Annotated in this window: 15 protein-coding genes and 1 tRNA gene; 14 read left to right on the forward strand and 2 right to left on the reverse strand. The window is 72.7% G+C overall.

The annotated features are described in order from the left end of the window. The first annotated feature begins 163 nt into the window (after window positions 1-163). The 12 genes from ABZ117_RS25200 to ABZ117_RS25255 all read left to right on the forward strand — a co-directional run bounded on the left by ABZ117_RS25200 (window position 164) and on the right by ABZ117_RS25255 (window position 11,760). A complete protein-coding gene (locus tag ABZ117_RS25200) occupies window positions 164-583 on the forward strand; it encodes an NADH-quinone oxidoreductase subunit A (RefSeq protein WP_356824048.1) in 420 nt (139 codons plus the stop codon). Next, complete coding sequence (locus ABZ117_RS25205) at window positions 574-1,185, forward strand: NADH-quinone oxidoreductase subunit B family protein (RefSeq protein WP_356824049.1); 612 nt, start codon at window positions 574-576, stop codon at window positions 1,183-1,185. Before ABZ117_RS25200 ends, ABZ117_RS25205 begins: the two co-directional genes overlap by 10 nt. Further along, on the forward strand, window positions 1,182-2,594 hold the full coding sequence (locus ABZ117_RS25210) for an NADH-quinone oxidoreductase subunit C (protein ID WP_356824050.1): 1,413 nt from the start codon (window positions 1,182-1,184) through the stop codon (window positions 2,592-2,594). Before ABZ117_RS25205 ends, ABZ117_RS25210 begins: the two co-directional genes overlap by 4 nt. Continuing rightward, on the forward strand, window positions 2,591-3,559 hold the full coding sequence (locus ABZ117_RS25215) for a complex I subunit 1 family protein (protein WP_356824051.1): 969 nt from the start codon (window positions 2,591-2,593) through the stop codon (window positions 3,557-3,559). Before ABZ117_RS25210 ends, ABZ117_RS25215 begins: the two co-directional genes overlap by 4 nt. 2 nt (window positions 3,560-3,561) lie before the next feature. Beyond that, entirely contained in the window at window positions 3,562-4,122 is a 561-nt protein-coding gene (locus tag ABZ117_RS25220; protein ID WP_356824052.1) for an NADH-quinone oxidoreductase subunit I, read from the forward strand. Beyond that, a complete protein-coding gene (locus tag ABZ117_RS25225; protein ID WP_356824053.1) occupies window positions 4,119-4,838 on the forward strand; it encodes an NADH-quinone oxidoreductase subunit J in 720 nt (239 codons plus the stop codon). The genes ABZ117_RS25220 and ABZ117_RS25225 overlap by 4 nt, the downstream gene beginning before the upstream one ends. After that, complete coding sequence (gene nuoK / locus ABZ117_RS25230; RefSeq protein ID WP_356824054.1) at window positions 4,838-5,227, forward strand: NADH-quinone oxidoreductase subunit NuoK; 390 nt, start codon at window positions 4,838-4,840, stop codon at window positions 5,225-5,227. The genes ABZ117_RS25225 and nuoK overlap by 1 nt, the downstream gene beginning before the upstream one ends. Next, a complete protein-coding gene (locus ABZ117_RS25235) occupies window positions 5,224-7,218 on the forward strand; it encodes an NADH-quinone oxidoreductase subunit L (RefSeq protein WP_356824055.1) in 1,995 nt (664 codons plus the stop codon). The genes nuoK and ABZ117_RS25235 overlap by 4 nt, the downstream gene beginning before the upstream one ends. 6 nt (window positions 7,219-7,224) lie before the next feature. After that, window positions 7,225-8,799, forward strand: coding sequence for an NADH-quinone oxidoreductase subunit M (locus tag ABZ117_RS25240; protein WP_356824056.1), 1,575 nt, complete (start codon window positions 7,225-7,227; stop codon window positions 8,797-8,799). Beyond that, window positions 8,796-10,319, forward strand: coding sequence for an NADH-quinone oxidoreductase subunit N (locus tag ABZ117_RS25245; RefSeq protein WP_356824057.1), 1,524 nt, complete (start codon window positions 8,796-8,798; stop codon window positions 10,317-10,319). Before ABZ117_RS25240 ends, ABZ117_RS25245 begins: the two co-directional genes overlap by 4 nt. Before the next feature lie 191 nt (window positions 10,320-10,510). Beyond that, entirely contained in the window at window positions 10,511-11,371 is an 861-nt protein-coding gene (gene htpX, locus ABZ117_RS25250) for a zinc metalloprotease HtpX (protein WP_356824058.1), read from the forward strand. After that, a complete protein-coding gene (locus tag ABZ117_RS25255) occupies window positions 11,368-11,760 on the forward strand; it encodes a YccF domain-containing protein (protein ID WP_356824059.1) in 393 nt (130 codons plus the stop codon). Before htpX ends, ABZ117_RS25255 begins: the two co-directional genes overlap by 4 nt. A 58-nt stretch (window positions 11,761-11,818) precedes the next feature. Here the strand turns inward: ABZ117_RS25255 and ABZ117_RS25260 are convergent, their stop codons facing one another. After that, window positions 11,819-13,072: an amino acid permease gene (locus ABZ117_RS25260; RefSeq protein ID WP_356824060.1), complete on the reverse strand. Its 1,254-nt coding sequence runs from the start codon at window positions 13,070-13,072 to the stop codon at window positions 11,819-11,821. 154 nt (window positions 13,073-13,226) lie between these two features. On the opposite strand from ABZ117_RS25260, the gene ABZ117_RS25265 reads away from it, so the two are divergent. After that, window positions 13,227-13,493, forward strand: a complete 267-nt coding sequence (locus tag ABZ117_RS25265; protein WP_356824061.1) for a GlsB/YeaQ/YmgE family stress response membrane protein — start codon at window positions 13,227-13,229, stop codon at window positions 13,491-13,493. Between the two features lie 70 nt (window positions 13,494-13,563). On the opposite strand, the gene ABZ117_RS25270 is transcribed toward ABZ117_RS25265, so the two are convergent. Continuing rightward, complete coding sequence (locus ABZ117_RS25270) at window positions 13,564-14,052, reverse strand: YajQ family cyclic di-GMP-binding protein (protein WP_163010702.1); 489 nt, start codon at window positions 14,050-14,052, stop codon at window positions 13,564-13,566. A gap of 226 nt (window positions 14,053-14,278) precedes the next feature. Between ABZ117_RS25270 and ABZ117_RS25275 the strand changes: the two genes are divergently transcribed. After that, window positions 14,279-14,360: transfer RNA gene (locus ABZ117_RS25275), tRNA-Tyr, on the forward strand. Window positions 14,361-14,446: the final 86 nt, after the last annotated feature.

The raw sequence follows: 14,446 nt of genomic DNA on the forward strand, positions 1-14,446 counted from the left end.
GCCGGGGGAAAACCCCACCCCGCCGGGCTCCGCCCGTCCCACGGCGTGACGGGCTGCTTACCGGTTCTTTATCAGGGCCTAGACTCCCGTGCGTACAGATCCTCGAATCACGTTGCATCACAGAGTTCACTCAGGTCATGAGGTCAGGGAGCGAGGGACGGACGTGCGGGAGACGTTGGGGCACTCGACGACCGCCGCGGCGAACGTCGTCGCGGCCGGCTACTTCCGGTCCTACTCGGTGGTCGGACTGCTCGCCCTCGTCGGCGTGCTGTTCGTCGCGGCCGCCTTCGGCGCCGGCCGCCTGCTGCGCCCGGTCGTGCCGACACCGGAGAAACTCCTGACCTACGAGTGCGGCGTCGACCCCGTCGGCGAGGGCTGGGCCCACACCCAGGTCCGCTACTACGTCTACGCCTTCCTCTACGTGATCTTCGCGGTCGACTCGGTCTTCCTGTTCCCCTGGGCGACGGTCTTCGCCGCCCCCGGCTACGGCGCGGCGACCCTCGTGGAGATGTTCGTCTTCCTCGGCTTCCTCGCCGTGGGCCTGCTGTACGCATACAAGAAGGGCGTCCTGACATGGACGTGAACCCGGCTGTCCCGGAGCCCGTGCCGCTGCCGGAGCCGAAGCGGCTCGGCACACTCGCCCGGCTCGCCCCCGAACCGATGAAGGTCGTCCTGAACTGGGGCCGCCGCTACTCGCTCTGGGTCTTCAACTTCGGCCTCGCCTGCTGCGCGATCGAGTTCATCGCCGCGTCGATGGCCCGCCACGACTTCATCCGCCTCGGCGTCATCCCCTTCGCGCCGGGCCCCCGCCAGGCCGACCTGATGGTCGTCTCCGGCACGGTCACGGACAAGATGGCCCCCGCCGTCAAGCGCCTGTACGAGCAGATGCCCGAGCCGAAGTACGTCATCTCCTTCGGCGCCTGCTCCAACTGCGGCGGCCCCTACTGGGACTCCTACTCCGTCACCAAGGGCGTCGACCAGATCATTCCGGTGGACGTGTACGTCCCCGGCTGCCCGCCGCGCCCCGAGGCGCTGCTCCAGGGCATCCTCAAGCTCCAGGAGAAGATCGCCCGCGAGTCGCTGGGGGAGCGGTACGGCACCGGGCCCGCCCGGCCGTCGGCCGCCGCGCTCCAGAGCGACCTGGTCCGGCCCCCGGTCCCGGCCCCGGAGGGGGAAGCCCGATGAGCACGGCCGGCTGGCTGCCCGCCCCCGCCGGGGAACTCTTCGGCACGGACGCCACGGCCGAGGAGTCCTACGGCCTCCTGACCGTGGACGTACCGCCGTCCTCCTGGCTCACCGCCCTGGAGACGGCCCGTACGACCCTGTCGTGCACCTACTTCGACTGGCTCAGCGCGGTCGACGAACCGGGCACGGGCTTCCGCGTCGCCGCCCACGTCGTCGCCCTGAACCCGGTCCGCCGTCTCCTCGTGCGCACGACGGTCCCGCACGACGCCCCGGCCCTCCCCTCCGCGATCGGCGTCTACGCGGGCGCCGCCTGGCACGAGCGCGAGACCCACGAGATGTTCGGGGTCGTCTTCGAGGGCCACCCGGACCTCGGCCACCTGCTGCTCCCCGAGAACTTCGAGGGCCACCCGCTCCGCAAGGACTTCGTCCTCGCCGCCCGCGTCGCCAAGGCCTGGCCCGGCGCGAAGGAACCCGGCGAGTCCGAACACGGCGGACCCAAGCGGCGCCAGATGCTGCCCCCGGGCGTCCCCGACCCGAACGAGTGGGGCCCCCTCAAGGGCCAGCTCCCCCCTGCCCCGGCCCGCCCCGCCCGGACGGCGGGCCGCGCGGCGACGGAACGCCCGGCCCGCGCCGCAGGCGAACGCCCGCCCCGGCGCACCCGCTCGGCGTCGGAGGGATCGGCCGGCCAGGCCCCGGGGACCGGCCAGGTCGCGGGGGGCGAGGAGTCGGCACAGGCGGCGCAGACCGGGGACGCGGCCACGCGCAAGCAGGCCGCGGCCCAGGGCGACGCCACCCGCGCGGCGGCCGAGAGCCCGGCGGAAGGTCCGGCCGCCGAGGCCTCGGTGGCGTACGAGCCCGGTCCGGCGCCGCCGTCCGCACGGCCGCGCCGCACACGCAGCGCCTCACAGGGCTCGGCCACCCAGCGTGCGCAGACCCCCGAACCGGCCCGCTCCGAGCCGACGGAACCCGCGGCCACCGAGCCGGCGCCGACGGAACCGGACGCCGCCGCACGCCCCGCCGGCCGGAGCGCGGCCCCGCGCAGCTCGGACGCGCCCTGGCACCACGCCCGTCCGGCGTTCGACGAACCCGGACAGGCCGCCGGGCCCGCCCGGACTCCTGGACCGCAGCCGCACCCGCAGCCGGAACCGCAGCCGCAGCCGCAGCCGCAGCCGCAGCCGGAGCCGCCCGCCGAAGAGCCCCAGCACCCGAACACCCCGGACGACCCGGCCGACCCGAACACCCCGGACGACCCGAGTACGTCGGACGACCCGAACACGTCGGACGACCCGAACACGTCGAACGACCCGGAAACCCCCCGCGACCCAGAACCGGACCCGGACCCGAGCCCGGACCCGAACCCAAACCCGGACCCGCGCACCCCCGACCACCCCGCAGGAGGCCCGCAGTGAACGGCGCGTCGGACGTCGCCCTGCGACTTCTGGTCGTCTTCGTCGTCTTCCTCACCTTCCCGCTGATCATCGGCCAGACCGAACACAAGGTGATGGCCCACATGCAGGGCCGCCTCGGCCCGATGTACGCGGGCGGCTTCCACGGCTGGGCCCAGCTGGTCGCCGACGGAGTGAAGTTCGCGCAGAAAGAGGACGTGGTCCCGGCGGGCGCCGACCGCCGCGTCTTCCAGCTCGCCCCGGCCGTGTCCCTGCTGCCGTACCTCCTCGTGCTGCTCGCCATCCCCATCGGCCCGGGCGAGGGCGCCGTCGGCCAGGTCCTGGACGCGGGCGTCTTCTTCGTGCTCGCGGTGATGGGCGTCGGCGTGCTCGGCTCGCTGATGGCCGGCTGGGCCAGCGCGAACAAGTTCTCCCTGCTCGGCGGCCTGCGCACGGCCGCCCAACTGCTCGCCTACGAACTGCCGATGCTGCTGGCGGCGGCCTCGGTCGCGATGGCGGCCGGCACGGTCTCCCTGCCGGGGATCCTGCACTCGTTCCACTGGTGGTGGGTGCCCTGGCAGATCGTCGGCGCGGTCGTCTTCTTCGTCGCCGGGCTCGCCGAGCTGCAACGCCCGCCGTTCGACATGCCCATCGCCGACTCGGAGATCATCTTCGGCGCGTACACCGAGTACACCGGTCTGCGCTTCGCCCTGTTCCTGCTCGCCGAGTACGCCGGCATCGTCGTCCTGTGCGGTCTGACGACCGTGCTCTTCCTGGGCGGCTGGCACGGCCCCTGGGGCACCGACGGCCTCGGCTGGGTCTGGACGCTGCTGAAGACCGCGGTCCTGGCCTTCCTGGTCATCTGGCTCCGCGTCACCTACCCGCGGCTGCGAGAGGACCAGCTCCAGAAGCTCTCCTGGACCCTCCTCGTCCCCCTCTCCCTCGCCCAGATCGCCCTCACCGGCGTCGTCAAGGTGGTGATCGGCTAACCATGGCCCCCATCCCCGGCTCCGGCCTCGCCAAGGGCCTGGCCGTCACCCTGCGCACGATGACCAGGAAGACGGTCACCGAGCAGTACCCGGACGCCCTGCCCGAGCTGCCGCCCCGCACCCGCGGGGTGATCGGCCTGTTCGAGGAGAACTGCACGGTCTGCATGCTGTGCGCCCGCGAGTGCCCGGACTGGTGCATCTACATCGACTCCCACAAGGAGACGGTCCCGCCGGCCGCCCCCGGCGGCCGTGAGCGCAGCCGCAACGTCCTCGACCGGTTCGCGATCGACTTCGCCCTGTGCATGTACTGCGGTATCTGCATCGAGGTGTGTCCTTTCGACGCGCTGTTCTGGTCCCCGGAGTTCGAGTACGCCGAGACCGACATCCGTGACCTCACCCACGAGCGCGACAAGCTCCGCGAGTGGATGTGGACCGTCCCGGCCCCGCCCGCCCTGGACCCCGGCGCGGAGGAGCCCAAGGAGATCGCCGCCGCCCGCAGGACCGCCGAGAAACTGGCCGCCGCGCAGGCCGCACCGGAGCAGCCGCAGGGAGGTGCGTCGTGAGCCTCGCCGCAACCAGGTCCCTCGCCGCGGCCGGCCCGGGCGCGCACCTCGCCGCGGCCGGGCACGGCTTCCTGTCCCCGGCCGGTGTCGAGATCGCCTTCCTGCTCGTCGGCCTGGTCACCCTGGGCGCCGCGTTCGTCACCGTCACCACCCGGCAGCTGGTGCACGCCGCCCTGTGGCTGGTGGTCGCGCTCGGCGGCCTGGCCGTTGAGTACCTGCTGCTCACGGCCGAGTTCATCGCCTGGGTGCAGGTCCTGATCTACGTCGGTTCCGTCGTCGTCCTCCTCCTGTTCGGCCTGATGCTCACCCGGGCCCCCATCGGACGCTCCCCGGACGCGGACTCCGGCAACCGCTGGGCCGCCCTGGCCGTGGCGGTGACCGCCGCCGTCGCCCTGGTGTGGGTCGTCGTGGACGCCTTCCGCACGACCTGGATCGATCTGGACGGCCCGGCCGCCGGAACCACCCGGGTCACCGGCTCCAGCCTGTTCCGGCACTGGGTGCTGCCCTTCGAGGCCCTGTCCGTGCTGCTCCTCGCGGCCCTGGTCGGCGCGATCGTCCTCTCCCGCAAGGCGGACGCGGACGAGCCCGCCACGCCTGCCGCCCCCGGGAACGCGTCGCCCACACCCGCCGCCCCCGGGAACGCGTCCGCGGCACCTGAGGCCCCCGGGAACGCGACCGCCGCCCCCGTGGCCCCCGGCAAGGAAGGCGCCCGCTGATGCACCTCGCCTACCCCGCCGTGCTCTCCGCCCTCCTCTTCTGCACCGGCCTCTACGGCGTCCTCGCCCGCCGCAACGCCATCCTGGTGCTGATGTCGGTCGAGCTGATGCTCAACGCCGTCAACCTCAACCTGGTCGCCTTCGACGTCTGGCTCAGCCGGACCGCGCGGGACACGCTGCACTCCGGCCAGGCGCTGACCCTGTTCACCGTCGCGATCGCCGCCGCCGAGATCGGTATCGGCCTGGCGATCGTGCTGGCCGTGTACCGCAACCGCGGCACCTCCGACATCGACAAGCTCCGCGACACCGCCGAGGGCCCCGAGACGGAAGGCCCCGGCACCGAGGGCCCCGGCGGCCCGGCGGGCGAGAAGGCTGAGGCCACCGCGTGACCACGACCACCCTCGCCGTCCTCGTCCCCCTCCTGCCGTTCCTGGGTGCCGCGGCCGGCCTGCTGCTCGGCCGCACCGCCCCCGGCTTCGTCCGCCCGCTCGCGGTGCTGCCACCGCTGGCCTCCCTCGTGCTGGCCGCGCTGGTGGCCGTGCGCCAGGGCGGCGGGACGGCCGTCGACGCCCACACCGAACTGACGCCCACCGGATCCGTCCCCATCGAGCTGGCCCTGCACATCGACGGCTTCGCCGCACTCGTCGCCGTCCTGGTCGCGTTCGTCGCGGCCTGTGTGCAGACGTACTCGACGGGCTATCTGCGCGACGACCCCCGCTACCCCTCGTACGCCGCTCTGGTCTCCCTGTTCACCTCCGCGATGCTCCTGGTCGTCTACTCCGGCGACCTGATCGTGCTGCTGGTCGGCTGGGAGGTCATGGGCATCTGTTCCTACTTCCTGGTGGGCCACTACTGGGAGACCCCCGAGGCCCGAGCCGCCTCCCTGAAGGCGTTCGTGGTCACCAAGCTCGGTGACGTGCCGTTCCTGATCGGCCTGTTCGCGCTGGCCACCGACGCCGGATCGTTCCGCATCACCCGCGTCCTCGGCACCGTCGCGAGCGGGGGCCTGGACCATCCGACCGTGATCGCGCTGCTGCTGCTCGCCGGCGTGGCGGGCAAGTCGGCACAGTTCCCGCTGCACACCTGGCTGCCGGACGCGATGGCGGGCCCGACACCCGTCTCGGCGCTGATCCACGCCGCGACGATGGTCGCCGCCGGTGTCTACTTCGTCGCCCGTCTCCTCCCCGTCTTCGAGGCCTCGCAGGCCGCGATGGTGGTCCTCGCCGTCATGGCCGCCGTCACGATGACCGGCTCCGGTCTCGCCGCGCTCGCCCAGGACGACATCAAACGCGTCCTCGCCTACTCGACGATCGGCCAGCTCGGCTACATGACCGGCGCCCTCGCCGTCGGCGACCGCGGTGCCGCCGTCTTCCACCTCCTCGCGCACGGCGCCTTCAAGGCGCTGCTGTTCCTCGCGGCCGGCGTGATCATCCACGCCGCCGGCACCAACTCGCTCGCCGCCATGTCCCGCATGCACGGCCTGCGCGACCGTGTCCCGGACGCCTACTGGACGATGACCGTGGCGCTGCTCGCGCTCGCCGCGATCCCGCCCTTCAGCGGCTTCTTCTCCAAGGAGTCCGTCCTCGGCGCCGCCGAGCAGGTGACGTCGGGCCACACCGGGCCCGCCCCCGGCGCCGCCGGCTGGATCGTGCTCGTCGCCGGCCTGGTCACCGCCCTGCTGACCGCGGCCTACGCCACCCGGCTGTGGCTGCTGGCCTTCCGCGGCCGGGGCGCCGAGGCCCCCGACCACGGCCGCCAGCCCCTGGCCATGACCGTGGTGCTGTGGGTCCTCGCCATCCCCTCCCTCGCCTTCGGCGGGCTCGCCTACCGGGCGCTGCCCGACTGGTTCGACGGCCGCGACCTCACCCCGACCCTCCTCACCTCCATCCTCGGCACCGGTCTGGCGCTGGTGGGCGGGCTGCTCACCTACGGCGCCTGGCAGCGCACCGCCGCGCTCGCCGCCCGCACCCCGATGGGCGCCGTCGCCGCCCATCCCGGGGGCGACGCCGGGCTGGTCGAGGCCGAGGCCATCGCCACCCACGAACCGGCCTACGGCGACATCGCCCACGCCCCGGACCCGGCCGACCCCGGGCGGCTGCTGCTCGGCCCGCTGCACCGGCACGCGGCCGACGGCTTCCACCTGGACGCCGTGTACGCGGCGCTGTTCGTCCGCCCGGTCCAGGCCGGGGCGCGTCTCGTCCGGTTCCTCGACCGCGAGGTCGTCGACACCTACGTACGCGGCGCCGCCGCCCTGCCCCGGCTTCTCGGGTCCGCCGTGCGGCGCGCCCAGACGGGCAATGTGCAGACCTATGTGAGCGCGCTGCTCGCCGGCACCGTCGTCCTGACGGTCGCCGTCCTCCTCGTCGCCTCGGGAGCCTGAGCAGCCGTGATCGATATCAACGAGTCCGTGATGCAGTTCCTTCTGGCATTCGTCGTCGCCGGCCCGCTCCTCGGCGCCGTCGCCGCCCTCCTCCCGGCCCCGCCCGGACTGAAGGGGAAGTCACCCGAGCAGGCCGTGCTCCGGCACGGCGTGACCGTCACCGGCGTGATCCTCGTCGCCGCGGTCGTCCTCGCGCTCGGCTTCGACCACGACCACCCGTCGAAGATGCAGGCCACGACCGACATCAGCTGGATCCCCGCGCTCGACGTGCGGATCCACCTCGGCACCGACGGCATCTCGCTCCCCCTCCTGGTCCTGACCGCGCTGCTGACCTTCCTCTGCGCGCTGTACTCCTACTTCAAGCCGCCGACGGGCCCGTCCCCGAAGGCGTACGTGGCGCTGCTGCTCCTGCTCGAGTCCGGCACTCTCGCGACCTTCGCCGTCCTCGACCTGCTGCTGTTCTTCCTCGCGTTCGAGACGGTGCTCGTCCCGATGTACTTCCTCATCGCCCGCTGGGGCGGCGAGGGCCGGACCCGTGCCGCGTGGAAGTTCATCCTGTTCACGCTGCTCGGTTCCGTGGTCATGCTGCTCGGCCTGCTCCTGATCGGTATCAAGGCGGGCACATTCGACATGGTGGCACTCGCCACTGACAACGGCCGGTCGCTGACCGCGTCCGTGCAGGTCATCGCCGTTCTGGCGATCGGGATCGGGCTGGCGGTGAAGACGCCGATGTGGCCGCTGCACAGCTGGCTGCCCGACGCCCACACCGCCGCGCCGACCGTCGGCTCCGTCCTGCTGGCCGGAGTCCTGCTGAAGATGGGTACGTACGGGTTCGTCCGGATTCTCCTGCCGGTGGCCCCGCACGGCTTCCACACCTTCGCGCCGTACCTCGCCGCGTTCGCCGTCGTCGGGATCATCTACGGATCCCTGGCCTGCCTGGCCCTCGCCCGGCGGGGCGCGAGAGGCGACCTCAAGCGCCTCATCGCCTACTCCTCCGTCGGCCACATGGGCTTCGTCCTGCTCGGCATCGCCACCATGACCCCGACCGGAGTGAACGGCGCCCTGTTCGCCAACATCGCCCACGGCCTCATCACCGGCCTGCTGTTCTTCCTGGTCGGCGGGGTGAAGGACCGCACCGGCACCACCGACCTCGGCACCCTCGCCCAGGGCACCGGTGGCGCGCTGTACGGCAGGGCACCGCGGCTGGGCGGTCTGCTGGCCTTCGGCGCGGTCGCCTCGCTCGGCCTGCCCGGCCTCGCCGGGTTCTGGGGCGAGATGCTCGCGCTGTTCGGGTCGTTCCGGCCCGCCGCCGGCCTCAGCCGGCCGGCCTTCCTCACCTTCATGGCGATCGGCGCGTTCGGCACGCTGCTCACCGCCGCGTACATGCTGATCGTGGTCCGCCGCGTCTGCATGGGCGGCGCCGAGCGGGAAGTCCCGCGCCTCGCCGACGTCCACGGGTACGAGTTCGCCGCCTGGACCCCGCTCGTCACCCTCACCGTCGTCGCCGGACTGTGGCCGAGGGCCCTGCTCGGCCTCACCGACCCGGCCGTGCAGCAGCTCCTCGCAGGAGGCACCCGATGAGCGCCCTGGCCCAGCCGCTGGCCCAGTCGGTGATCCAGTCCGTCGACTGGCTCGCCGTGGCCCCGCCCGTCGTCACCGCGGCCGTCGCCCTCGTCGTCCTCGTCGCCGACCTGTTCCTGCCCGAGCCCCGCAAGGCCGTCCTCGGCTGGGTGGCCGTCGGGGGTCTCGTCGCGGCGGCCCTGCTGCTCCTGCCCCTCCTGGACGGCGACCGCAGCACCTTCTGCACGGACGGCCACGCGCGCGCGTGCAGCTACACCGCCGACCACTTCACCCTCGTCATCCAGTTCCTCGTCCTCGGCGGCGCCCTGCTCGCCGCCCTGCTGTCCGTCACCCACCTGGACGACGAGCGCCGGCGCGTCCCGCCGGGCGAGTTCTGGTTCCTGCTGCTGTCGTCCGCCGCCGGCGCCGCCCTGCTGCCCGCCTCCCGCGACCTCGCGACCCTGATCGTCGCCCTGGAGGTCGCCTCCCTGCCCGCCTTCGCCCTCGTGGGCATCCGGCACGGCGACAAGCGGTCCTCCGAGGCCGCCCTGAAGTTCTTCCTGTCCTCGGTCACCGCCACCGCGGTCAGCCTGATGGGCGTCAGCTTCGTCTACGCCTCCACCGGCAGCCTCTACCTCACCCGGATCGCCCAGGGGCTGCCGCATGTCGACGGGCAGCTGCACACCCTCGCCCGAACCGGCGTCGTCCTCACCCTCGTCGGCTTCGCCTTCAAGACGGCCGCCGTCCCCTTCCACTTCTGGGTGCCCGACACCTACGTGGGCGCCCCGCTGCCCGTCGCCGCCTACCTGTCGGTCGTCGGCAAGGCGGTCGGCTTCTCCGGCCTCATCCTCGTCACCGTCGTCGCGTTCCCGTCGTACGCCGACGTCTGGGGACCCGCGCTGGCCGTCCTGGCCGCCCTCACCATGACCGTCGGCAACGTCGCCGCCCTGCGCCAGCAGGCCACGCGCGCGTACAGCGCCGTACGGCTGCTCGCCTGGTCCTCCGTCGGCCAGGCCGGCTACCTGCTGGTGCCGATCGCCGCCGCCGGATACACCCGGGACGCCGAGAAGGCGATCGGCTCCACGGTCGCGTACGCCCTGATGTACGCCGCCGTGAACCTCGGCGCCTTCGCGGTGGCCGCCCTGGTGGGCCGCGGCCGCCCGCTGAACCGGATCAGCGACTACCGGGGCCTGTACGCCACCAACCCGCTCACCGCGCTGCTCCTGGCCTTCTTCCTGCTGTGCCTGGCCGGCCTCCCGCCGGGCGTCATCGGCCTGTTCGCCAAGGTCACCGTGGTCTCGACGGCCGTCGACGCGGGTCTCGGCTGGCTCGCCGTCGTCATGGCCGTCAACGTCGTCATCGCCCTCTTCTACTACCTCCAGTGGACGGCCCTGCTGTTCCGCGCCCCCGAGGGCGAGCCCGCCCGGCACCGCGTCCCGGCCCCCCTCACGGCCGCCCTCGCCCTCACCGGAGTGCTCGGCGTCGTCCTGTCCGGAGCACCGCAACTGGTCCTCCGTTTCGCGGCCACCGGACTTTTCTGAGGAGTCGCCACGCGCGCGCGGGGCACTCATGCGGCCTCGCGCGCGCCACGCCGTACCGGCCCGCCACCCGTACGGCCGACGCGCGCCACCGCAGGCACCGGGGAACTCGCGAGAGCCGCCTGGCGTTGTCACCAGCGGGAGGGTCCACTGGATCAGAGTGTTCCCCAGCTGTACGACTTGGAGGGCGCACCGTGCACCGCCGGCACAACGGGCTCAGGACCGCCGTACTCCTCGGCGGACTGTCCGCACTCATCATCGTCATCGGCAGCTTCTTCGGACGCGCCGGACTGATCGCCGCGGTCCTCGTCGCCCTGGGTACGAACGCGTACGCGTACTGGAACAGCGACAAGCTGGCGCTGCGCGCGATGCGGGCCCGCCCGGTCAGCGAGTTCGAGGCCCCGGCGCTGTACCGCATGGTGCGCGAGCTGTCCACGCAGGCCCGCCAGCCCATGCCCCGGCTGTACATCTCGCCGACGGAAGCCCCCAACGCCTTCGCGACCGGCCGCAACCCGCGCAACGCGGCCGTGTGCTGCACCGACGGCATCCTGCGCCTGCTCGACGAACGCGAACTGCGCGGCGTCATCGGCCACGAACTCAGCCACGTCTACAACCGGGACATCCTCATCTCCTCGGTCGCCGGCGCCCTCGCCTCGGTGATCATGTTCCTGGTCAACTTCGCCTGGCTGATCCCGATCGGCCGGTCGGACGACGACGACGGTCCCGGCCTGCTCGGCATGCTCCTGATCATGATCCTCGGCCCGCTCGCCGCCACCCTGATCCAGCTGGCCGTCAGCCGCTCCCGGGAGTACGAGGCGGACGCCTCGGGCGCCCAGCTGACCGGTGACCCGCTCGCCCTCGCCCGTGCCCTGCGCAAGCTGGAGACCGGAACCCAGCAGCTTCCGCTGCCTCCCGAGCCCCGGATCGAGACGGCGAGCCACATGATGATCGCCAACCCGTTCCGCCCGGGCCAGGGGCTGTCCAAGATGTTCTCCACGCATCCCCCGATGGCGGAGCGCATCGCCCGGCTCGAGAAGTTGGCAGGCCGTCAGTGAAAACCATCCTGAACGTCATCTGGCTCGTCCTGAGCGGCTTCTGGCTGTTCCTCGCCTACGCGCTCGCCGGTGTCCTGCTGTGCGTCACGGTCATCGGCATCCCCTTCGGCGTCGCCGCGTTCCGCATCGGCGTCTACGCCCTGTGGCCGTTCGGGTACACCACGGTCGAGCGCCGCGACGCGGGCGCCCCCTCCTGCGTCGGCAACATCCTGTGGCTGGTCCTGGCCGGCTGGTGGCTGGCACTCGCTCACATCGCCACCGGGATCGCCCTGTGCGTCACCGTCATCGGCATCCCGTTCGGCATCGCCAACTTCAAGCTGATCCCGGTCTCCCTGCTGCCGCTGGGCCGCGACATCGTCCGCACCGACGAACCGTTCGCGGCCCGCTGACCCCGCTGACCTCGCTGACCCGCTGACAGCGCCGCCTGCCGGGCGCCCTGACGGCGCGTCACAGCCCGTGCCCGCCCGCCCACCGCCGCCGTACGCCGTAGGCCGCCACGCCCGCCAGGAGCACCCCGGCGCCCACGGCCACCGACGCCACGGGCAGCGCGCACGCCAGCAGCGCGCAGCCGAGCAGACCCGCCGCCGGCACCACGCGCGACAGCGGGGCCCGGCTCAGCGTCCAGGCCGAGGCGTTGGCGACGGCGTAGTAGGCCAGCACGCCGAAGGACGAGAAGCCGATCGCGCCGCGCACGTCCACCGTCGCGGCCAGCAAGGCCACCACCGCGCCCACGGCCGCCTCCGCCCGGTGCGGCACCCCGAAACGCGGGTGCACGGCGGCCAGCGCGCCCGGCAGGTGCCCGTCCCGGGCCATGGCGAGCGTCGTACGGGACACGCCGAGGATCAGCGACAGCAGCGAGCCCAGCGCGGCGAGCGCCGCCCCGGCCCGCACCACCGGGACGAGCCCAGGCACCCCGGCCGCCCGCACCGCGTCGGCCAGCGGCGCCGCCGCTTGCCCGAGCCGGTCCGCCCCGAGGACGGCGAGCACCGCGACGGCCACGCACGCGTACACGGCCAGTGCGATCCCGAGGGCCGTCGGGACCGCCCGCGGGATCGTGCGCGCCGGATCGCGCACCTCTTCCCCGAGGGTGGCGATCCGCGCGTATCCGGCGAACGCGAAGAACAGCAGCCCGGCCGCCTGGAGCAGCCCGCCGGCCCCCGACGGCGGACCGACGGCCAGCCGGCCGGCGTCGGCCCGGCCGGAGGTGAGACACACGACGATCACGGCCGCGAGCACGGCGAGCACGACCGCCACGATCATCCGCGTCAGCCACGCCGACTTCTGGACACCGCCGTAGTTCACGGCCGTCAGGGCCACCACGGCCGCGACCGCCACCACGTGCGCCTGTCCCGGCCAGACGTACACCCCCACGGTGAGCGCCATGGCCGCACAGGAGGCGGTCTTGCCGACCACGAACGCCCAGCCGGCGAGATACCCCCAGAAGGCGCCCAGCCGCTCCCGGCCGTACACGTACGTCCCGCCCGACGCCGGATGGCGGGCGGCGAGCCGGGCCGAGGACGTGGCGTTGCAGTAGGCCACCACGGCGGCCACGGCCAGTCCGGGCAGCAGCCCCGGGCCGGCCGCCCGCGCGGCGGGCCCCAGAGCCGAGAAGACACCGGCGCCGACCATGGCGCCGAGCCCCACCACCACGGCGTCCCGCACGCCCAGGGTGCGGCGCAGACCGGTCCCGGTACGTGTCATGCGCCGCACCCTACTGATCGCGGCAACCGCCGGGCGGTCCCGTGACGTCCTCTTCACCGACACGGCACGAACACCCGCGCGACGCGCGGCGGTCCTCGGCACGAACCCGGGGGCCGGACCGTGCGGACACAGCGCGGAAGGGCAGGTTCACGGCATGAGCATCATCGGTTGGATCATCCTCGGACTGCTGGCCGGAGCCATCGCCAAGGTTCTGCTGCCGGGCCGCGACCCCGGCGGCTTCATCGGTACGACCCTCATCGGCATCGCGGGCGCCTTCATCGGCGGCTGGATCTCCTCCCGCTGGCTCGACCACCCGATCAGCAAGCACTTCTACGACGGCCCCACCTGGGCGGCGGCCATCGGCGGCTCCCTGGTGCTGCTGATCGTCTACCGCCTGCTGTTCGGCAACTCACGGGACTGAGCACGGCACGGCAGCACGAGAAGGGCGGGCGCCCCCGGGCGCCCGCCCTTCTCGCTTCGTCGTCCCCGGCCTACCGGTAGTTCACGAACTGGAGCGCGAAGTCGAAGTCCTTGCCCTTCAGGAGGGCGATCACGGTCTGGAGGTCGTCGCGGCTCTTGGAGCTGACCCGCAGCTCTTCCCCCTGGACCTGCGCCTTCACGCCCTTGGGGCCCTCGTCGCGGATGATCTTCGCCACCTTCTTCGCGTTGTCCTGGGAGATGCCCTCCTCGATCGACGCGAAGATCTTGTACTCCTTGCCGGAGAGCTGCGGCTCGCCCGCGTCCAGCGCCTTCAGGGAGATGCCGCGCTTGACCAGCTTGGACTGGAAGACGTCGAGGACGGCCTTCACCCGGTCCTCGGAGTTCGCCTCCATCAGGATCTTGTCACCCGACCACGCGATCGAGGCGCCCACGCCCTTGAAGTCGTAGCGCTGCGAGATCTCCTTGGCGGCCTGGTTGAGGGCGTTGTCGACCTCCTGCCGCTCGACCTTCGAGACGATGTCGAAACTGGAGTCGGCCATGTCCTGTGGCTCCTTGTATCGGGGTGCGTGTCGGATGCGTGCCGGCGTGCGCGGCGGCGGCCACCGGGCCCGGTGGGCACCGGGCCGCATCCGCACCAGCCTAGCCACCCCGCGGGCCGGGACGCGGCGATCAATCGGGTGGCGAAGCACCCCTGCGCATCGGGTATTGTTTACGTCGTTGCCGGGGAGCACCGCCGAAAGCGGGTGCGAACGGCAGCACAACCCCGGCGGTGTGCCCGAGCGGCCAAAGGGAGCAGACTGTAAATCTGCCGGCTCAGCCTTCCCAGGTTCGAATCCTGGCGCCGCCACACGGGAACAAGAGGCCCGTGACCTGCTGTCTCCACCGGCCGGCCATGACCACCAGCACCTGACGGCACCGGCCCGGCAGCTCTTA

The organism is Streptomyces sp. NPDC006309, from assembly GCF_040613095.1.
GTDB lineage: Bacteria > Actinomycetota > Actinomycetes > Streptomycetales > Streptomycetaceae > Streptomyces.